Source organism: Photobacterium sp. J15 (assembly GCF_963870815.1).
Lineage (GTDB): Bacteria > Pseudomonadota > Gammaproteobacteria > Enterobacterales > Vibrionaceae > Photobacterium > Photobacterium marinum.
The window spans coordinates 1343816-1364235 of sequence record NZ_CAWMUI010000002.1; the positions used below are offsets into that span (position 1 = coordinate 1343816).

A 20420-nucleotide genomic window follows, 5' to 3' on the forward strand; every position below is an offset into this window, starting at 1 on the left:
TTCCTGGTGTGTAATATGCGATACCCAATCACTGAAAATCAGTTCGATTGTCCACAAGCGATAACTTGTGGCGCTTACACACTTGTCTCTGTCGTCGTCGTCGTTTCCTGACGCTGACGGCTTTGTTTTCGTCAGCATGGCTGGCGGAAACAGAGTCTCCCCTTCTCTATTTCACCACCCTGCTGATTACAAAGTTGAAGGTGGTTCCATTGAAAAAAACTGATATCACAGCCATTGGCTTTACGACCTTTGCGCTGTTCCTGGGTGCAGGTAACCTCATTTTCCCACCAATGATGGCTCAACAAGCCGGAGATAACTGGCTGAATGCAATGGCGGGATTTCTGATTTCTGCTGTTGGATTACCGGCGATGACTATCATTGTGCTTGGTCGTCTATCGACTGTGAATGCGCTGACTGATGCCCTTCCCAAATGGCTTGAGCGCTCTTTCTGGCTGACGGTTTTTGCCACCCTTGGTCCGGCATTTGTTCTTCCGCGCGCGGTAACTGTTGCTTATGAAATGGGCATTAAACCTTTTACTACTGAAAACTACCTGTTGCCTTTTTCTATATGCTTTTGTGCCTTAAGCCTGATGCTTGCGATCAAGCCGGGTAAAATCGTCGATATTATTGGTAAGTTCATGACACCGGCTCTGATTATTATGCTGGGTGTACTGGTTATCACAGCCATGTTTAACCCTCAGGGTACAACTGGCCTAGCAACAGAAAGCTACCGTGAAAACCCGCTTGTTAACGGTTTAATTGAAGGCTATATGACGCTGGATGCGATCGCTGCCGTAGCGTTCGGCTGGGTAATTATCAAAGCCATTCAAGATAAGGGAGTAAAAGAAAAAACCCGAATCAGCCATTACAGCTACATTGTCGCTGCAATTTACATGGTGTTGATGTCATCTTGCTATCTGGCGATGGGCTATCTGGGTGCCAGTTCTTCAGCGATTGCCGCTGATGCGACGAATGGTGGTCAAATCCTGACACTGTATGCTGCGGCGATTCTGGGACCAATTGGGCAAATCCTACTGGCAGCAATTACCCTGACGGCCTGCCTGACCACGGTTATCGGTTTGACAAATGCTAACGCCGAGTACTTCAGAAAAACATACAACTTCCCTTTTGCCAAAGCCGCAACAATCGTTACGGTTCTGACGGCTATTGTCTCTAACATCGGTCTTGAGCAGCTAATCACTCTGAGTCTGCCGCTGATTCTGATGCTGTGCCCTGTATCAATCGCATTGGTATTGGCAGCATCTTTGTCTCTGACTAAAAACCAGAAGCTGAAATACTTGGTATTTACCGCCTTTATCTTTGGTGCACTAGACACATTTTCTGTACTGAATATGTTCAATACTGCAACAGACAGCTTCCTGCAACAATGGATGCCGCTTTACCAGCACCATCTGAGCTGGCTGACACCTTGCGTACTTCTGATTGTTTTCCTGTTCGCAGCCAATAAACCAGCACAAAACCAGCAACCTGTGATGGGTTAACCTGCAGCTTCGAACTCAACAAACTAGAAAGCTCCCCCAACATATCGATGTCTGAGGGAGCTTTCTTGAATATATCAGCAAGGAAAAGAGAAAACGTCAGTCAAAATGGTATGGCATGTGTGGCATCCTGCTTCGACTCATAAGTATTGCCGTCACTTAACCAGAAAAAGCCAAATTTTCTTTCATATAAATAATATTGCCGATTCTTTTTGACGACTTTAAAGCGATTATTCCTGCCTTTAGTATCAAACAATATTTTCATCACATTTCCTCTTCTAAATCCAACCACTTTTCACTATGAAATGAATGCTCCGGGTGCCAAATTCATGACATACACAATACAGGTATTTGACACTTTTTGTTTAGAGATGTGATGGTTATGGATTTTGTATAACAAAAAACTGAAAAATGATGAAACTGAGAATATTGTTATATACAACAGGCAATAAAAAACGGCGCCTGATTGCAGGCGCCGTTTCTAAATTCAAATTCCACAATGGAATTATTGATCGTTTTGCTCCGACGTTTCCTTACCGGTCATAAACGCTTCCAGAATCTCAGGTGTTAGTTCACCAGCCTCTTCCAGACGCTTAAGCTCAGCAACAATACGCTTTTGCTCTTCGATCGATGGTACCGGCAGCTCCGGCTCTTTCTCAATACCTTCAGGTATACTCAGATTATCCAGCATGTAACTACTCTTGCTTTCTCAAGTTAACTGCGGGCAGTATACCCCAAACCAGATAAGAAATATTGATCACAACTACCCAGCGGGGCGTTTATCTGCACCCAATGGTCAAAATGCCATCACACTCAATACCTTACCAAGCTCCTTAATGCCGTTTATAAAAAAACCGGAGTCAGCTACTCCGGTTTCACTATAGTCAGTTTGAATCTGTCAACTCAGATTCAGAGCTGAAAGATTTACCAGTTGACGACCTGAATCAATATGAATCGTCGTAATACTCTGGAAATTCATCACGTTGTTTTGCTGTTCGGCGTTTTTTCTTCCTTGAGTTCTGATTAAATTCGCGAAGATCATCCTCAAATTCAAATTTACGTTTAGAACGCGATCCCTTGCTGAATTTTTGATCTAACTTAGCCATGTTCGTTTCCTGAAATAACTCCAGAGTAAAAAAATGCTACTGATTAATTGAATACTTGCAACGATGGTAGTCACAAGCCACACATCATTACCGAGATTTACTGAATAATAATAGTCGTGTATTACAAAAATGCTAAACAACGCAGGTCCTGAAGCAAAAAGTGCCAGCACCATCATAAAAAATAAGGTATTTGAGACTTTCATCGGGCTTTACTACCCTCCTCTGGAGCGGAGGGTACGAGAAAAACCCGAATGATGTACAACAAGATTTTTTACTGCTGACGAGAAGAAATTTTTATTACACGCTCTCAATCACAGTATTGAAAGGAACGCTACGCATTGCATCCAACAGCCCTTCTTTATCGTTGTCTTCACGCCATACCAGATAGAGTGACTGCTCCATTACCGGCGCACCGGCGACTGTATGTAATACACCCTCTTCAACACTTTGCGCCACAACCGGCGATGGCAAGTAACCGACAGCACGGTTATTCAGCAGATACTCCAATGCCATCCGGCTAGAGTGTGTATGCATTATCGGCGTTTTCTGCAACTCACTAATGCGACTGTGTTCTACCGAAAAACGAGTTCCCCAGTCCAAAAACACTAGCGGATACGAGCTAACATTCTCCATCGTGCAATCCGGATCTTTAGTCACTAGTTGCAACTGGAAATCTCGAACTTTTGTTACTTGCAAGTTCTCAATACGTGGCGGCTCACTGGTAATAGAGACATCGATACTTTTATCCAGGATCTGTTTCGCCATACTTTTTCTCGGCACAGATTCTAATCGTAATGCCAAGCCTTCGACGGTGGCATAGATACGATTAATCCAGTCCGATATACCATCAAATTCCCAAAACATCGGTGATGCACCGACTGTCACCTGAGTGTTCAGGGTTTCCGATAAAGCGACATCCTGTTTCGCCCTTCCCCAGGTCTGCAAGATTGCCTCAGCGTAAGGTTGAAGACGCTCACCTGCAGCGGTGAGATGAACATTGCCGCGCTGCCTTGAAAACAACTCATTGCCGAGTTGGGACTCCAATTGGCGTATACGGAAGCTGACCGCTGACTGGGTTAAAAACAGATTATCTGCTGCCCGCCCGAAGTGGCGGGTTTTCGTTACCTCAAGAAACGTTCTGAGTAATTCAGTATCCACTTATATTCTCAACTAATGAAATAGTTAAACAATCAATAATACACTCTGCTTCCTTTAAGTATTAATCAATATTTTTTATCGTCACGACGAAAATATTTTGTTTTACAACATTTAGATGCTGAACGAATATCAGCGAAAATCTCGTCAGGAAGCAATTTAATGAGAAGTGAAGGCAAATTTTACGACGATAAAAATTTCCCACGTGGCTTCAACCGTTCAGGTGTTTTTACGATAACTGAAGCCAGGTTGCTAGAAGATTACGGACGTACAATGCGCGGCTTGTATGATGGCACGCTGACACCGGTTTCTAATTCTGAACACCAATTCATAGCTGCTATTCACGGTGAGTTAAATATTCAGTCTGACTATGCTAAGTGTTGGCTCAAGTACATAAATAAAACGTCTAATAAGGTAAGAAGCTATACCTTATGTGAATCGCAACGCAAGCCGGTCAGCCGTTTCGAAGACGACTCTAACGACAGCGATAGTGATACAGACCTGGATTACTAACGCTTATACTGGGTGAGTATTCACCCTTATTTATTTCAATAATAAAAATAATAAAGCCATCCACTTCAGTGCGATGGCTTTATTCTATTATCACACTGTCAAGAGACAGATTACTTGGAAAACTGATATGAAAATTTGTTTTGTAATGTACCCGTGGGACAAAGTTGAACCAGAAACAGATTCAACACTGCGCCTGATCCACGAAGCTGCAAGCCGTGGCCATACGGTGGCAATTACAACGCCCAATAACCTTACCATGCGCCACAGTACGGCTATCGCCTTCTGTAAAGTGCTGAAACCAGGTGAAGTATCAAGCAACATTCCAAGTTTTTACCGTAAGGCCGAGTTCCGTAAGGCTCAGCTGCCGCTGGCTGGCTTTGATGTTATTTTCATGCGCGCTAACCCGCCGCTGGATACCATGGCGTTGAACTTCCTGGATTCCGTTCGTGATCATACTTTCATCATGAACGATATCGACGGTTTGCGTGTGGCTAATAACAAGCTTTACACAACATCTTTGCCTGATCCGAATAACGAATTTATTCCGGTTACTCACGTATCTAAAAACCGTGAGTATCTGGAGCGAGTGCTGGATGAAACGCCCAACGACCGCATGATCATGAAGCCGCTGAACGGCTATGGCGGCAAAGGCGTAATCCTGGTAGAAAAAAATGCCAAATCAAGCGTTAAATCACTGCTTGATTTCTATATCGGCGACGATAAAAACTACGTAATTCTGCAGGATTACATTGAAGGGGCCGAAGAAGGTGACGTTCGCATCATGATGCTGAACGGTGAACCTATCGGTGCTATGCGCCGGGTTCCGGCAGCTGGTGATGTTCGCTCGAATATTCATGCCGGCGGTAAAGAAGTGAAGCACACCTTAACAAAACAGGAACTGCGCCTGTGCAAGCACATCGGTCCGAAACTGGTTCGCGACGGCCTGTATTTTGTCGGTCTGGATGTCATTAAAGGCAAGCTGGTTGAAGTTAATGTACTTAGCCCGGGTGGTATTACCCGTATCAACCGTCTGAACCGAACAAAACTGCAGCGTAACGTACTGGATTTTGTCGAAAGCGTCGTAGTTGCCAAAGAAGTTAGCATCGCTCGCAAAAACGAATACCGCAAGGTGATTGCAGATGCTGCAACTTACTGAAGCTGAAGTGCTGGATAAAATCCGGCAGTGTATTCCGTTTGAAGCCCAGCTTAACGATGGAAGCCTGACTATTCGAATCAGTGAATATCAGCCTTACATCGCAACAGCAATTCATCATGGTCACCGCCTTCGCGGTGACCTGATCCCTAAGTGTGCGCTTAGCGAAGAAGAGCGGTACTTCGAAGAAGACCCGTTTACCGGCGACTTCATTTCATCGCTACCAATTGTATTGCAGGGTGAGGACTCTCGTTACGAATACGACCTGAACAGGCCACTAGTTAGTTGTATCTATGATGAAGCATGGGGACGCAAAGTCTGGTCTGAAGATTTAACGGACGTTGAACGTAATGTGTCACAAGCAAAGCATGCTTGTTACTACCGTATCTTGGGTTGCCTTATCGCAACCCTTGAAGAGCGTTTCGGACTTTGCCTGTTGTATGACATCCACTCATACAACTATCGTCGCATCGAAAAAGACACGCCGGTATTTAACCTGGGGACGAAGCAAGTCAACGGCAGAAGATGGCATAAAGAACTGCAACAGTTAGTCAGCCGACTCAATGAAGTTGAGCTGCCAAATGTTGACGTTTCGGCAAAAGCGAATGATGTTTTCAAAGGCATGGGCTACCAAGCCACTTTCGTCAAAGAGAACTTTACTAACACCCTGATCATGCCGATTGAGGTGAAAAAGATCTACATGGACGAAAACCGTGGTGAGAACTTCCCGCTGGTAATCGAAAAACTGAAAGAAGCGATGAAAACCGTGCTCACAGAGCACGCAGCAGAAACCATAGTTCGAAGAACAAAGGTAAGACGAGTCACTGGCAGTGATGTGCTGGCCTCCAAACTACCAAGAGAGGTTATCAAGCTGGATCGCCAGCTGTATTCAATTGCGAAAGGCATTAATACACTGAGCTATATCAACCCGATGAACCTCAAGCAGGAAAAGCGTCGTTTCTTCCTGAAGCCACACGAATATCAACCCCGGTTTACCTATCGGCAACTGGATATTGATCCGTACAAATTCAGGGAAAAGCTCTATCGCTTGCCGGTTGAGGATATTCGCGATGCTGATATCCAGAAAATGTACCGTAAGGTAATTGATCAGCTGGCTGTGCGAATTGATCTGCTGACCAGTATCGGCCATGACGAGTTTCTTTATAACTCGCTACGCTATTACGGCCAGCCTGATGAGCAGGATATTGCCAACGCTAACTTTATCCTCCATGCAAGGGAGTATGAAGAGCCGGAGCCGGAACTCATCAGTGCTCAGGATGCGATTGCTGCTTTTCATGAAGCAGCAAAAGATTACGATATTCCCTGCAAGATTGTCGGCACACAAAAACTGATTGCCCGGGCGATGGTGAGCGGCCGAACGATTAAGATTAACTTGAACAGCCGGTTTTCACAGAAAGATCTGAATGCCTTGATCCATCATGAAATGGGCGTGCATCTGGTCACCAGTGTGAATGCAGATCAACAGCCACTGAAAGTGCTTAAACTCGGCCTGCCAGGCAATACACATACTCAGGAAGGGCTGGCAATTTTGTGTGAGCATCTTTCGGGCAGCTTCCCGCTGCACCGACTGAAGATACTGGCACTGCGTGTATTGGCTGTTGATTTCATGGTTCGCGGCGAAAGCTTCAGTGATACCTACAATCACCTGAAGTTTACTTATAACCTGTGCAAAGATGAGGCATTCACAGTAACAGCCCGCGCTTTCCGGGGCGGTGGCTTTACCAAGGATTATCTGTACCTGAAGGGATTACGGGATGCGCTGGTTTATTACCGTCAGGAAGATCTGAGTTCACTGTTTGTCGGCAAAACCGGGTTTGAATTTAAACCCTTACTTGATGAACTGATCACCAGGGATATTCTGCGTAAGCCTGTATTCATGCCGAAGGCGCTGATGAAACAAGCAGGAGATGATCCGATTATTGATTTCATGCTGAACTGCATAAAGTAAGCACTTACGAATAATGACACACCTTAATCGCAAGCTTTGAACAAACACCCGCAGGTTAATACACTTGCGGGTGTTTTCTATCAGCTTTCATAAGCTTAACAACTCATCTTTCCGGCTTAGCTATTCCTATTCCCACTCCCACTGCCTGCCTTCATGCTCTTGTGAAAACATCATACGGTAGCCACTGATGTTTTTATGGGGGATATCCTGCATCACTTTATGGAACTGCTTGCTATCGAGGTGGATCAGATTTTCATGATCACCAGATTCTATATACAACTCATTCTGCTCAAGCAGAAGATCGTCCAGCAGCATATCAACCTGATAAGCCTGTCCCAACGACGGAACAGCACCCGGTTCACAGTCCTGAAATATATCTGACAGTTCATGTTCACTGATCAGGAAAAACTGTTTACCCATCATACGGCTGATTTTATCAATCATCACACGCCGATTAGATGGAACAACTGCCATCAGGTATTCACCATCCTGATCCTTGAGCATAACGGCTTTCGCAACTTGCGAAGTCGGAACATGTGCAGAGATAGCAGAGCTGAAAGATGTGTCGGTATGACGGTGTTTAGTAAGACTGAAATCCACATTATGACTGTTAAGGAATTGTCCTACTGTAATTGCCATGGCCATAATCACCTCCAGGGGAAGTTATTCCTACAGCAAAAGTATGGGAGGCGATAGCTGTTTTTGCGAGGTTATATGGCAACTTTTCAGAGTAAAATTGATCTGGCTATAGTATTAGCATTACACCTATGTTCGCACGCGTCTCACTTGCCAAAAAGCGCTTCGCCAATACGGGTTATCGAGTCGGGAGATCATCACCCCGCGTGAAGTCGATGCATGAAGAAACGAAGCATTACCTAAATAGATGCCGACATGCCTGACTTTTCGGCCTGTTTTGAAAAAGACTAAATCCCCTTCTCTTGCCTCACTCAATGGGATCCACTGACCCAACTTTGCCTGCTCTGCGGTTGTTCGCGGTAACATGAAATAAAATACATCAGAGTAACCTACCTGAACAAAGGCGGAACAATCGATACCCTGCTTGCTGCTGCCTCCGAGCCGGTATGGCGTCCCTTTCCATGACGCATAAACATCCCCGAAAGCTCCGGTTGATACTGATGTTTTCTCATCCCCGCCACCAGCTGACATAGTTTTATAGGCTTCGTTATGACTGTTAGACACACAACCGGAAAGCACCAACATAGAAAAACAGAGCAGCCCTATTAAACCGTGCTTACTCGTTAATTTATTCTTGTTTCTCACATCTACATCCCTGATAAATCCGGATAAAACCAAACAAGCATCACGTATTATCTGCAACTCTGCTGGCAAACAAATTCAATTACAAATTTCAGCCCAGAAGAAAAAACTCCTCACTATGTGGCATGATATAAATCGCATTAAACTTAGATAAATTATGCAATCAACACAAGTCAGGGAAGATAACCAAATGCAAATATTTCCACTCAGGGCATACATTAGCGATGATATCGGCACTCTTGCCCGAATATACCAACAATCAGCAACAGAACTTGGAAGTCCTTATTACTCTGCTGAGCAAATCGAAATCTGGGCCGGTTATCCGCAGAATAACTCTGATGAGTTCGAAGAATTACTTGGTCAAGGTCATACCCTGGTTGCGACAGACGACAAAAACAAGCCAGTTGCTTTTGGCCAGCTTCATCCGGAAAACCACCTGACATTACTTTATGTACTGCCGGAATTTTCACGTAAGGGAATAGGCAAACAAATTTGCGCCACTCTTGAAGCCATTGCCCGGAGCAAAGGACAGAAAAGCCTTAGTGTCACCGCCAGCAAGGTATCGAAAGGTCTTTTTGAGCAACTTGGTTTTGAACTGATCGAAGAGGAAATTTCACTGCGAAACAACGTTGCTTTTGAGCGTTATAACATGGTCAAGCAACTCTAATACTTTGCGTTTCGCAATAACAAAAAAAAGAGAGGCGAAGCCCTGCTCGCCTCTAAAACTCCACACAACAGAAGAGACTTCGCACAACGAGCTGCATTGACTAATGCCTGCTATTTGCTGTGTCAAAATCTAGTCTCTTTATCGCGCTTATAGTGACAAAATTCCAGCGATATTTGCATTTGTAGTCACAGATGGGATTGACTTCATAGCTGAACTGAAATTAACGTATTTATCTTTAAATAATTATGGAGACACACAACCATTCTAAATTACATAACTATTCCCAATTGCACAGCTATGCACCTCTCTTGTCTGACTCACTCTGATAAACGATTTCACCTTCCAGCATGGTCAACGAAACATTAACCTGGGGTATCTGCTCAGGTTTAAGCTCCGTAATATCCTGATCAAGGATAACGAAATCCGCAGATTTACCGACATCAATGCTTCCCGTAATCCCCTCAAGCCCCAAGGCTCGCGCAGGATTTATCGTGTATGCCGCAATAGCCATTTGAATGTCAGAAAAACCTTGGCTTCCCATACTCAGGCTTTTGGCAATACCTTTCAGCGGTGAAAACTGCGAAGTCGCCCAACCGCTGCTCAGGGTTACGTTAGCTCCGGCCACAGATAACGCCGGCATTAATGTGTCCTCCAGAGTGCGATTTTTTCTGCTCCTCTCTGAGAGCACGGTAGAGTCAGTGATATTACCAATTTGAAAATCAGCCGAGACATTGAGTGAAGCAAAACGAGGCACATCCTCACGGCTTATTACTCCCTGAGAATGAATGGAGAAAACCTGATCAATATCTTGAAGACGGACATCCTGAATCGCATTCAACGATGCTTTAACCGCTTCATCACCGGTCGCATTAATGTTGACTCCGAAACCAATTTTATCCAGCCTTTCTAGCCAGGCCGTCAGCTCTGAAGGCGAAATATAAAACACACCATTGGTTTCAGATACTAACGTCGGTGACAAATACGGTTCTGATAATCTAGCTGTACCCGCGGTATAACTTCCATCAAGATTCACCTTGACCTGATTGATGATCAACCTCGAAGTTAAGTCCTGACGAGCAATCCCAGAGAAATAATCAAGCTGTTCTTTCATGGACAAATGGGGATAAAGCCACGGCCGAACCGTAACCCTGGCCGACAAATCGCCATTAGCCAATATAGTTTCCCAAACCCGATTCCAACCACGATGCCAGTAACTGCGAGCATCACCGAGTGTTGTGATCCCGTTTCGCGTCACATTTTTCAACCCATGAACCACATTCGGGTAATTAATATGACAAAGATCAGGATGTGCAGCCCTGGCCCGACTGATCACTTTTTCACCGGCAGAACCCAATAAAACACCAGTGAGTGACGCTTTGTCAGCAGTTTTTATGATTCTGCCACCAGGTGGGTTAATGCTGTAGCGATTAAGCTGAGCCGTTTCCAACGCACGCGAGTTAACCCATACCATATCCGAACTCAGATCGATCAGTACCACAGGCCGCTCAGGAATAAACTTATCAAGCCACTGCTTAGGCATAAATGAAGGCTTATTCATCCGAGGTAACAATCTGGAAAAACCTATCACCCATGTTGATTCAGGTATCGCAGCGGCACATTTTTCCAGCACTCCTGCCAGTTCAGAGTAATCATCCGTTGAAGGCAGCGGGCAACTACCTTCTACCGCGTAAGCCTCTTCAAATACATGGTTATTCAAATCAATAAAGCCAGGTAAAATCGCTCGACCATCGATATCAATAACCTTTGTGGTCTGCGTTATTTTTCCCTTCACTTCATCATAATTACCAACAAAGCTAATCATACCGTCAGTGACAGCAATCGAGTCCATTCCCTTCTTCTGATAGATATTGGCATTAATAATAACGGTATCAGCATGGCGGGAAAGCTTTGCCAAAGCAGGAGATGCCCCTAAATTACACACACATGCAAGAAGCAATAAAATCCATTTAATTTTACAAGTAATAACCATCCACTAAGCACTTTGTTTCTTATTGTTCTGGGTATCAGAACAAAACATCAGGCAGGGTTCAACAGTTACTATCCTGAAGATGCTATTTTTTTGATTTCTCTTTCTTTCTGACTACGATTAAGTCGAAACAAGGTCAATTCATGGACATTAAGCCCATAATGAAATAATGAACAAGCTCATCAACTAGCGTTTGAGTAAAATTCATTTCATAATAGTGAACAATCAGTTGCTTACTAACTGACTTGATTGTGATTTTTTGAAGATTAATATTATACCCAAGTGATCTCAGGATCGGATTCATAGAGTTCATTTGGGTATAAATGTACTGATTAGTACAGGCAATGAGTATCTTCAGCCAGACTTGTTGTGTTTATGAAAGTGACGATACAACGCCTCTGCTCTCTACTGTAAGGTATGCCTGTATACATCAGGTAGATGTACAAGTAACAAAGGAGTGACTGTGCTTTCTTTTATCCGCATGATTTTAGCGGCAATATTTATCATCATTACCACGATATTTGCTCTGGTTTACTGTCTTTTCAGCCCCCGGGATCCAAAGCACGTACATTTTTTCTGCCAGTGGTTCAGAGTTCTGCGAAAAATTGTCGGCCTTGAAGTCATTGAGCGAGGAACCGAAAAGGTAGCTGATGTCCAAAAAGGCGTTTACATTTCGAACCATCAAAATATTTTCGACTTTGTTACCTCGCCGGGTATGCTGCAACCACGTACAGTTTCTATCGGCAAAAAAAGCCTGCTTTGGGTACCCTTCTTTGGCCTTTTGTACTGGATCACGGGGAACATACTGATTGATCGTGAGAACAAAACCAAAGCCAGAAACACCATCAAGCAGGTGTCGGACGCAATTCATAAACGCAACCTATCAGTCTGGATGTACCCTGAAGGCACCCGAAGCAAAGGTCGAGGTTTACTGCCTTTCAAAACCGGTGCATTTCGCATGGCGATTGAAGCTGGTGTTCCTATCATCCCTATGTGTGTCAGTTCAACCCACAACAAAATTTCTCTAAGCAGTAAAGATAACGGCGTTGTTATTGCCGAAATGCTGGAACCGATTGATGTTTCTCAGTACAGCATGGATGATGCCCGAATGCTGGCAGATAAGTGCCATGCCATGATGGAAAACAAGATTGCCGAGCTGGATGCCGAAGTTGAACAACTTGAACTGGAACGCATTCCGGTGGAAGTCAAATCAAGCTGATCCGTTTGGACCAAGCGCAAAAAGAGCATCTTCAGATGCTCTTTTTTATTTCATTAGAATCACGCCTGCGCCGTTACAACTTATTTTGGTATTCCTGACGAGTCTGATTGTTATCGCTCAGCAAAGCGGAACAAGCTGTCGATCTGAATTGGGCAATCCCCAACCTGATGAACAACATCTTCTGCCTGTTTCAGCGAGTCATAGCTACATGGAATTCCATAGCTGTCGGTAAGCGGGAAATCATTTCCTTCCGCATCCCTGAAATTGATACTCCAGCCAGCACTTAAAAAATCGTGAACAAGACGAGCTTCAGTGAACGAGTGCTCTGCCATCATCTGGCGACATTCTGAAAGGACCATAACGCTACCCTCATGCTTGATGACTTATTGTAAATATAGCTGATAAAATTAACATCTATAAACTAAGGGTAATAACAATCTAGATAAGTACCTGTTAAAGCCAAACAAAAAGACCGTATCGTTATGATACGGCCTTCTCTCTTTACTATTCCTGTTTACAGGAAAGAACGACAAGCTTACAGATACTGCTTAGCCACATCAGAAGGTTCAAGCTCCTGACCTTCCAGCTGCGCGTTCCAATTCATGCCAACCAAAACACCATCTTCTGACAAAGTGATCATCCAGTCTTCCACGAACACATCCAGCGGGATCATTACTGCTTCAAACTCTTCCCACTCATCAACACAATGAAGTTTGGCATCCTCTTCATTTGACCAGAAAGGCATTACCTCTGAATTTTCGTACTCAGTAGAATCAACAGATAACCAGTCACCCTCTTCGTTGCACAGGCCCCATACCTTCAGGGTCTCTTTTGTTTCTGCAACAAACAGATCGCTGTTTGCCTGAATATCTGCGGTTAACTTAGTCATTGTATTCTCTCTTCATTTTTGCCAGATGGCATACACTCATTACAGAACCCGGTATCATTACCACCGCGTTTCTGTTGATAGGACAATAATAACAAAATTCGCTGTAATGGAGTGAGCTAATTTATTGGCTGGCAGGCAGTTATACCAAATTCGTCACCGTACTCTATATTCTAATAATTAACCGTTACGCTTTGAGGTTAATTCGATGATAGGGATTAAGAGGAACAGGGCATGGCAACAGTTGATTGGCTGAATTACCTGAGTAACCAGAAGACACTGGCACCCCGTGCACACCTGATTGAGGCCCACCATGTTCTGTGTAATCTGACCCAAGAAAAAGTCGCCGTCGACTGTGGTTGTGGCTCCGGGCGAGACACCATTTACTTACTTGAGAAAGATTATCAGGTTTTTGCCTTTGATAATGATATTAAGTGCCTTGAAATGCTAACTGAACACCCCTTGGCTGCGGCAAGTCCGAAACTTGATGTTCAGTTATGCAGTTTTAGCGAATTTGAGTTTCCTCGAGCCCACCTGATCAATGCCAGCGCCTGCCTTTTCTTCTGCCCAAAAAGTGATTTTTCCAGGCTTTGGCTACAAATTGAAAACAACCTGTACAGCGGCGGCATCTTCTGCGGCCACTTTATTAGCGCCGTTGATATCAATATAGATGAAGAGCTACCGGTACTCACTCATACCCGACATGAAATCGAACAACTGTTAAGTGATTTTTATATTGTGTCATGGAAAGAGAAACAGGAGTTTTCTGCCCAGCTGACAGGAAAAAAACGTCCCTGGCTGGTTCACACCATTATTGCCATGAAGAAATAATTCCACCTCAGCCATTGTTATTCCAATTAGTTATTACTGCTTATATTTCAGCAAGTTATTTGTCGCACAAATTGCTTTATCCCGAGATAGATAAATGACAAAATACCTGTCTGCTTCCTTCTGTCACCCTTGCTAATTTTTGGATGGCCAACTTATGCAATCACATCGCGCTGGCAATGCCTTAGCGGCGTTTTCGTTCGTCTTATGGGGCATATTGCCTCTTTATTACCAGTTTTTACCGCAAGCAGATATAAACGAACTGCTTGCTTTACGAATTATCTTCTCAGTACCGTTTATGCTGCTTGCTATGTGGCTGATACGTCGCCCACTTCCGACCATCAGAACAATTTTGGCGGATAAGCGCTCCTTGCTGATGTCAGCAATCGCAGGTTGCATCATGTGTGTATCCTGGTATGCATTTACATGGGCTCTGACTCATGATCAGGTACTGGCAGCAAGCCTGGGCTTCTTTATTAACCCTCTGTTTGCAATAGCACTTGGTGTTCTATTCCTTAAGGAGCATCTTTCAAAGGCCCAGGTGGCTGCAGTCGTTCTGGCCATTGGCGGTATTGGTTACCAAGTCTGGCATTATGGTGAACTTCCTTGGATTTCACTGATTATGGGCAGCTTCTTTGCCCTTTACGGCCTGAGCAAAAAGTATATTCGTTATGATGCACTAACATCTGTTACGGTTGAAGCCGCCGTGCTGGTTCCTTTTGCCCTGCTCTTCATGGCTTCACTATGGATAAAAGGTGACAGTGTCGCGCTGTCTGCAGATACGAATACATTGCTGTTATATATTGGTGCAGCTCCGGTAACACTGGCACCATTAATCTTCTTTGCACTGGCCTTGAACCGCACCAGCCTGACCATGGTTGGTCTGATGCAGTATATTGAGCCTACCTTGCAGTTTTTGCTCGCTATCATGCTATTCGGCGAAGTATTTGATGAAGTAAAAGCAGTAAGCTTCGGCTTCATCTGGCTGGGGTTACTGCTTTGCACACTGGAAGCTTTACAGAGTACATTCCGCAAAAAGTTCAGCCCGGCCGAAAGCGCAACGCTGTAAGATTCTCACATATAAAGCACCGCCTGCACGGCGGTGCTGTTACATAATCAGCTCCAAGTCTTTGCACTCCGTACTTTATGAGAACCCGATATGTCTGATATTAAGCATATTCAACAACAATTAGCTCAATTCGCTGCTGAGCGTAACTGGGATCAATTCCACACACCGAAGAATCTGGCAATGGCGTTGAGTGGTGAAGTTGGCGAGCTTACCGAGATTTTCCAGTGGCTGACGCCAGAGCAGAGCGAACAGCTTCCTCACAACAAGAAAACTCATCTTGAGGAAGAAATGGCTGATGTGTTTATGTACCTGCTAAGACTGGCAGATCGTTGTGATGTCGATATTATCAAAGCCTGCGAAACTAAGCTGGAAAAGAACCGAAATAAATATCCAGTTGAGAAATGCTATGGCAGCGCAAAAAAATACAATGAGCTGTAAGTAAGCTGATTCCCAAAGCAATACAAAACTGTTCAGGGTTCACACTTAAATTGCACACAGTTGCTTATATAAAAATCAAGCGGATAATTACTTATAGTGACTCGCTCCCCCAAGTTCACTAGTTGTGAGTCAGAACAGCTCCGGAGAAAATGACATGAACTTTCATGAGACATTCAACGATAGCTACGCAAGATGTCAGAAAGATCCGAACTTTATCATCTTGTTTTATGAGTTGTTTATCGAAAAAGACGACCGCTTCAGGCTACTGTTTTCCAACGTCGATATGTCAAAGCAATACCGGATGCTGAAAGCTTCAATCTCAATGATAATGCTGGCATCTACATCTGCAGAAGCCAGGGACTACGTAAAAAAACTTGGTAAGCGCCATGGACCAGATGGTATCGGAGCTGAGCCGCTCGATTTTGATATATGGCTCACCAGCCTGCTGGAAGCTGTAAAAATGTGTGACTACCAATATAACAGTGAAATTGAACAGGCATGGAGAAAATGTTTCAGTCTGGGTATCGCAATTATGAAAGAGGAATGCGCAGCAAAAAAATAGTTTCATCCAGTTCAAATCAGGTATCTACTGCAACCCACTACACTTTAATTACGGAATCGCTCACATGTAATTGAAGTTTAATGTAATGATAAAACTCCAACACCGTCACCGCTTGTGGCTGTTAATACTATCAGCCCTTATTCTCACCTTGCTTGCGGTTTTCTTTTCCCCTATCCATCAGAGCCGGAACTTTTACGACTATGCAGATCAAAGAACGATCTTATCGATCCCTAACTTCTGGAATGTGATAACAAATTTGCCTTTTGCGCTTGTCGGTATCATTGCTCTCAAGAACGTCAAAAAGCCTGAAACCCTAACTCTTGAGCCGACGATGCGCAATGCATACCTGACAATGTTCTGGGGGCTTATCGCAGTCTGTATCGGCTCAGGCTATTATCATCTGGTTCCAGATGCATTCAGTCTTATGATCGATCGTATTGCCCTCAGCATTGTATTTATGGCGCTTTACTGCATTGTACTGGCAGAATATATTTCACTGAGCCTTGGTAAGCGCCTGCTGCTGCCTCTCATCGTATACAGCACGCTTTCTGTTGTTTACTGGTACATTACGGATATCACAACAGGAAGGGGAGATATGTCGGCTTATGTTCTGGTTCAGGTTATTCCCATCATCCACCTTCCGGTTATCATTGCTTTGTTCAAAGCAAAATTCAGTCACGGAAGATGCTACGTTTTCGCGTTAGTTTCCTATGTTATATCTAAGTGGGCAGAGTCAAATGACGAACTGCTTTATGAACTGACCAACGGTTTCAGCGGCCACAGTTTTAAACATCTATTCGCAGCTTTAGGTGGGTATTTTGTCTACTGGGGATTGAAAAAGCGTCAGGTATTAAAAAAGGGCAGATAAGCAGCCCTTTTCATTAAATCGTTTATTTCTCGCCGATACCACGATGTTCTTTTTTGGCTAAGGCAATTTTTCCAAAACCCAGCTTCCTAAAATGGCTGTCACGAAAATCCCTCACCGCCTTAGAGCCAGAAGAAACGGCTTCAACCTGCTGTTCCATTTTCAGATACTCAGTCAGATCAATCCCTTCGGCAGCAGCCACGGCTTCATGAATTGAACGGTATTGGCTATAAGAAAACGCTAACTCTTTCTCTTGTTCCTTATAGGTATAGATAATGGTACGGGACATGATGCCTCCAACAGCAAAAATGAAGGGGTGAAATTTACCTTAACCAGCTTCAGTATTAAAGAAGAACTAATTCAGCGCTCAATAAATCAGCTTCACGATGAAAAAACAGGTTGCAAATGAAGTCATACACTTCCTTTTCCCACACTTATACACAGGTTCAGTGGATAACTCATATAAGTGCCTATTTATTGTTCATATGACACTAACATTCCACATCGTCTGATTTGAAATAGTGGATAACCTGATTTTCGCTGCCTCGCCACACTAATGACGGATCACGCTGCTCATGGACATACTTACCATCCACCATCACATCAACCAGTTCGATCACCTTACGCTGAACTTCTGTCAGCTCATCCAGCACATAGCCGGACCACAACCAGATATCTTTACCCGGGCATTCTTCCCTTACACGCTGTACCAGTTTAAGTACATCAGCAACATTGGCCGGGTGTAATGGATCACCACCGGATAATGACAGGCCACGACGCTTAATTCGATTGTCATTCAGATCGCGAATAATCTGATCTTCCATCTCCTGAGTAAACGGATGACCACTATCCAGGCGCCAGGTACTCTGGTTATAGCAGCCTCGGCACTGATGCTCACAACCCGAAACAAACAAGGTGCAACGTGTGCCCGGACCATTGACGATATCAACCGGATAGTAGTTATGGTAGTTCATCTTATCCACTCACAAAAACAAGAAGTGCCGTAACCGGCACTTCTTAAACAATCAAATAGTTAGAGACTTTTCGCAAAAGTATAGTGTCAGCAAATTACATGTGTTTTACGCGACGCTTCACTTCTTCCTGTTTACCGAAGTTAAACGGACGGGCATCAGGACTACCCAAGTAACCACATACGCGGCGGGTTACTGAAACCTTAGCCGGATCATGGTTGCCACACTTAGGACAGGTAAAGCCCTTGCTGGTACAGTCAAATTCACCGGTGTAGCCACATTCGTAGCACTCATCAATCGGAGTGTTAGTACCGTAGTAAGGTACACGGGTGTAACTGTAATCCCATACATTCTCCAGCGCTTCAAGGTTGTGCTGAATATTCGGATATTCACCGTAACAAATGAAGCCACCACTTGCGATGTCCGGATATGGCATCTCAAAGTCAATCTTGTCGTATGGATTAACTTTCTTCTCAACATCCAGGTGGAAACTGTTGGTGTAATAACCTTTATCAGTTACACCGTCTACCAGACCGAAGTCTTTGGTGTCGATCGCACAGAAGCGGCTACATAGGTTCTCACTTGGCGTGCTGTAAAGGCTGAAACCGTAACCAGTTTCATCTTTCCATGCTTCCGTTGCATCTTTCAGGCGCTTAACAATCGCAATTGCTTTCTGACGCAACTCTTCATTGTCGAACACATGCTGCTCTGTACCGTACAGCGCATTGATGGTTTCGTGAATGCCGATGTAACCCAGAGAAATAGAAGCACGACCGTTCTTAAAGATTTCAGAAACGTTGTCATCTGGCTTCAGACGAACGCCACATGCACCTTCCATGTAAAGAATCGGTGCAACACGGGCTTTCACACCTTCAAGACGGCTGATACGCGTTTCCAGCGCACGACGAGCCAGAGCCAGACGTTCATCAAGCAGCTCAAAGAATCGAGCTTCGTCACCTTTTGCCTTCATTGCAATACGAGGCAGGTTCAGGCTGACAACACCCAAATTGTTACGACCTTCGTGGATCAGCTCACCATTTTCTTCGTAAACGCCCAGGAAGCTGCGGCAACCCATTGGCGTTTTGAACGAGCCAGTAACTTCAACCACTTTGTCGTAGTTCAGGATATCCGGATACATACGCTTAGAAGCACACTCTAGCGCAAGCTGCTTAATATCGTAGTTAGGATCGCCGTTTTTATGGTTCAGACCATCACGGATTGCGAAAACCAGTTTAGGGAATACTGCTGTTTTACGGTTCTTACCCAGACCTGCAATACGGTTCTTTAAAATTGATTGCTGGATAAGACGTGATTCCCAAGATGTACCCAGACCGAAGCCGAAAGTTACAAACGGAGTCTGGCCGTTTGCTGTGTGAAGTGTATTTACTTCATACTCCAGCGACTGGAATGCATCGAAACATTCTTTTTCAGTACGAGCCTTAGCAAAAGCTTCAGGTTCAGCAATGCCCCACTCTTCTGCTACTTCAAGATGTTTTCTGTAGCTAACTGCAACGTATGGAGCCAATACCTCGTCAATACGGTTGATAGTCGTACCACCGTAAATGTGGCTGGCTACCTGAGCAATGATCTGAGCTGTTACTGCTGTTGCTGTTGAGATTGACTTAGGTGTATCAATCTCAGCATTACCCATCTTGAAACCATGTGTCAGCATGCCGTTCAGATCGATCAGCATACAGTTAAACATCGGGAAGAAAGGAGAGTAATCCAAATCGTGGAAGTGGATATCACCGTCTTCGTGTGCTTTAACGATGTCTCGTGGCAGCAGGTGCTGCTTAGCATAGTGCTTAGCAACGATACCAGCCAGTAGATCTCGCTGAGTCGGGATCACCTTACTGTCTTTGTTTGCGTTCTCATTCAGCAAAGAAGCATTGCTTTGCTCAATCAGACCACGAATTTCGTTATTCAGCTGGCTTTTCTTTTCACGTGCGATATCACGGTCGTGGCGATATTCAATATATGCACGCGCAACTTCTTTATGCGGCCCCGTCATCAGGTAGTTTTCAACCGCGTCCTGAATAGCGTGAATTTCAACTTCTTCTGCAGACTCAAACTGAGAAAGTACACCTTCGGCTACAGACATCGCATATGCTTCATCCATAACTTCAACTGACTCAGCTGCGCCCAGTACCGCCTCTTTAATACGCTTGGTATCAAACGGTACCCGGCATCCATCACGCTTAATCACAACTGGTTTCACACGGGGCTCCTAACAAAATGACACTGTCACTAAAAAC

22 protein-coding genes are annotated in these 20420 nt (G+C 44.4%); 11 read left to right on the top strand and 11 right to left on the bottom strand.

Features of this window, described 5'->3' with window-relative positions:
• The first annotated feature begins 209 nt into the window (after window positions 1-209).
• Window positions 210-1502 carry a branched-chain amino acid transport system II carrier protein gene (gene brnQ / locus AACQ93_RS23000; RefSeq protein WP_064609724.1) on the top strand — a complete coding sequence of 431 codons (1293 nt, stop codon included), beginning with the start codon at window positions 210-212 and terminating at the stop codon, window positions 1500-1502.
• 502 nt (window positions 1503-2004) lie between these two features.
• On the opposite strand, the gene AACQ93_RS23005 is transcribed toward brnQ, so the two are convergent.
• The 3 genes from AACQ93_RS23005 to hdfR all read right to left on the bottom strand — a co-directional run bounded on the left by AACQ93_RS23005 (window position 2005) and on the right by hdfR (window position 3763).
• Window positions 2005-2190, bottom strand: coding sequence for a hypothetical protein (locus tag AACQ93_RS23005; protein WP_064609188.1), 186 nt, complete (start codon window positions 2188-2190; stop codon window positions 2005-2007).
• Between the two features lie 253 nt (window positions 2191-2443).
• Complete coding sequence (locus AACQ93_RS23010; protein WP_198160243.1) at window positions 2444-2605, bottom strand: hypothetical protein; 162 nt, start codon at window positions 2603-2605, stop codon at window positions 2444-2446.
• A 297-nt stretch (window positions 2606-2902) separates the two neighbouring features.
• Entirely contained in the window at window positions 2903-3763 is an 861-nt protein-coding gene (gene hdfR, locus AACQ93_RS23015) for an HTH-type transcriptional regulator HdfR (RefSeq protein ID WP_064609190.1), read from the bottom strand.
• A 159-nt stretch (window positions 3764-3922) separates the two neighbouring features.
• On the opposite strand from hdfR, the gene maoP reads away from it, so the two are divergent.
• The 3 genes from maoP to AACQ93_RS23030 all read left to right on the top strand — a co-directional run bounded on the left by maoP (window position 3923) and on the right by AACQ93_RS23030 (window position 7395).
• Window positions 3923-4273 (top strand): DUF413 domain-containing protein, encoded by a 351-nt coding sequence (gene maoP / locus AACQ93_RS23020; protein WP_064609192.1) that lies wholly within the window; start codon window positions 3923-3925, stop codon window positions 4271-4273.
• 127 nt (window positions 4274-4400) lie between these two features.
• Window positions 4401-5429: a glutathione synthase gene (gshB, locus tag AACQ93_RS23025; RefSeq protein WP_064609194.1), complete on the top strand. Its 1029-nt coding sequence runs from the start codon at window positions 4401-4403 to the stop codon at window positions 5427-5429.
• Window positions 5413-7395, top strand: a complete 1983-nt coding sequence (locus AACQ93_RS23030; RefSeq protein WP_064609196.1) for a flavohemoglobin expression-modulating QEGLA motif protein — start codon at window positions 5413-5415, stop codon at window positions 7393-7395. Before gshB ends, AACQ93_RS23030 begins: the two co-directional genes overlap by 17 nt.
• Before the next feature lie 126 nt (window positions 7396-7521).
• On the opposite strand, the gene AACQ93_RS23035 is transcribed toward AACQ93_RS23030, so the two are convergent.
• Together AACQ93_RS23035 and AACQ93_RS23040 are read right to left on the bottom strand one after the other, a co-directional pair.
• On the bottom strand, window positions 7522-8034 hold the full coding sequence (locus AACQ93_RS23035) for an aminoacyl-tRNA deacylase (RefSeq protein ID WP_232323384.1): 513 nt from the start codon (window positions 8032-8034) through the stop codon (window positions 7522-7524).
• Between the two features lie 126 nt (window positions 8035-8160).
• Window positions 8161-8616: an NlpC/P60 family protein gene (locus AACQ93_RS23040; protein WP_084419504.1), complete on the bottom strand. Its 456-nt coding sequence runs from the start codon at window positions 8614-8616 to the stop codon at window positions 8161-8163.
• Between the two features lie 247 nt (window positions 8617-8863).
• Between AACQ93_RS23040 and AACQ93_RS23045 the strand changes: the two genes are divergently transcribed.
• Window positions 8864-9340 (top strand): GNAT family N-acetyltransferase, encoded by a 477-nt coding sequence (locus tag AACQ93_RS23045; protein WP_064609198.1) that lies wholly within the window; start codon window positions 8864-8866, stop codon window positions 9338-9340.
• A 295-nt stretch (window positions 9341-9635) separates the two neighbouring features.
• Here AACQ93_RS23045 and AACQ93_RS23050 read toward each other — a convergent pair whose 3' ends face one another.
• Window positions 9636-11255, bottom strand: a complete 1620-nt coding sequence (locus AACQ93_RS23050) for an amidohydrolase (RefSeq protein WP_198160245.1) — start codon at window positions 11253-11255, stop codon at window positions 9636-9638.
• A 535-nt stretch (window positions 11256-11790) separates the two neighbouring features.
• Between AACQ93_RS23050 and AACQ93_RS23055 the strand changes: the two genes are divergently transcribed.
• Entirely contained in the window at window positions 11791-12546 is a 756-nt protein-coding gene (locus AACQ93_RS23055; RefSeq protein ID WP_007468471.1) for a 1-acylglycerol-3-phosphate O-acyltransferase, read from the top strand.
• Between the two features lie 110 nt (window positions 12547-12656).
• Here the strand turns inward: AACQ93_RS23055 and AACQ93_RS23060 are convergent, their stop codons facing one another.
• Both AACQ93_RS23060 and AACQ93_RS23065 read right to left on the bottom strand, forming a co-directional pair.
• Window positions 12657-12905, bottom strand: coding sequence for a hypothetical protein (locus AACQ93_RS23060; protein WP_007468470.1), 249 nt, complete (start codon window positions 12903-12905; stop codon window positions 12657-12659).
• 176 nt (window positions 12906-13081) lie between these two features.
• A complete protein-coding gene (locus tag AACQ93_RS23065; protein WP_007468468.1) occupies window positions 13082-13435 on the bottom strand; it encodes a DUF2750 domain-containing protein in 354 nt (117 codons plus the stop codon).
• Window positions 13436-13666: 231 nt separating this feature from the next.
• Between AACQ93_RS23065 and AACQ93_RS23070 the strand changes: the two genes are divergently transcribed.
• From AACQ93_RS23070 to AACQ93_RS23090, 5 genes are all read left to right on the top strand, one after another.
• Window positions 13667-14263 carry a class I SAM-dependent methyltransferase gene (locus tag AACQ93_RS23070; RefSeq protein ID WP_064609200.1) on the top strand — a complete coding sequence of 199 codons (597 nt, stop codon included), beginning with the start codon at window positions 13667-13669 and terminating at the stop codon, window positions 14261-14263.
• Window positions 14264-14417: 154 nt separating this feature from the next.
• Entirely contained in the window at window positions 14418-15329 is a 912-nt protein-coding gene (rarD, locus tag AACQ93_RS23075; RefSeq protein WP_064609202.1) for an EamA family transporter RarD, read from the top strand.
• 90 nt (window positions 15330-15419) lie between these two features.
• A complete protein-coding gene (locus tag AACQ93_RS23080) occupies window positions 15420-15767 on the top strand; it encodes a nucleotide pyrophosphohydrolase (protein ID WP_064609204.1) in 348 nt (115 codons plus the stop codon).
• Window positions 15768-15921: 154 nt separating this feature from the next.
• A complete protein-coding gene (locus AACQ93_RS23085; protein WP_007468458.1) occupies window positions 15922-16329 on the top strand; it encodes a globin in 408 nt (135 codons plus the stop codon).
• Between the two features lie 85 nt (window positions 16330-16414).
• Window positions 16415-17197, top strand: a complete 783-nt coding sequence (locus tag AACQ93_RS23090) for a ceramidase domain-containing protein (RefSeq protein ID WP_064609206.1) — start codon at window positions 16415-16417, stop codon at window positions 17195-17197.
• Window positions 17198-17219: 22 nt separating this feature from the next.
• Here AACQ93_RS23090 and AACQ93_RS23095 read toward each other — a convergent pair whose 3' ends face one another.
• From AACQ93_RS23095 to nrdD, 3 genes are all read right to left on the bottom strand, one after another.
• Window positions 17220-17483, bottom strand: coding sequence for a DUF2960 domain-containing protein (locus tag AACQ93_RS23095; protein ID WP_064609208.1), 264 nt, complete (start codon window positions 17481-17483; stop codon window positions 17220-17222).
• 202 nt (window positions 17484-17685) lie between these two features.
• Entirely contained in the window at window positions 17686-18168 is a 483-nt protein-coding gene (gene nrdG, locus AACQ93_RS23100; RefSeq protein ID WP_064609210.1) for an anaerobic ribonucleoside-triphosphate reductase-activating protein, read from the bottom strand.
• A gap of 94 nt (window positions 18169-18262) precedes the next feature.
• The gene (gene nrdD, locus AACQ93_RS23105; protein ID WP_064609213.1) at window positions 18263-20383 is read right to left on the bottom strand and encodes an anaerobic ribonucleoside-triphosphate reductase; all 2121 of its coding nucleotides are present in this window, start codon (window positions 20381-20383) and stop codon (window positions 18263-18265) included.
• Window positions 20384-20420 lie beyond the last annotated feature (37 nt).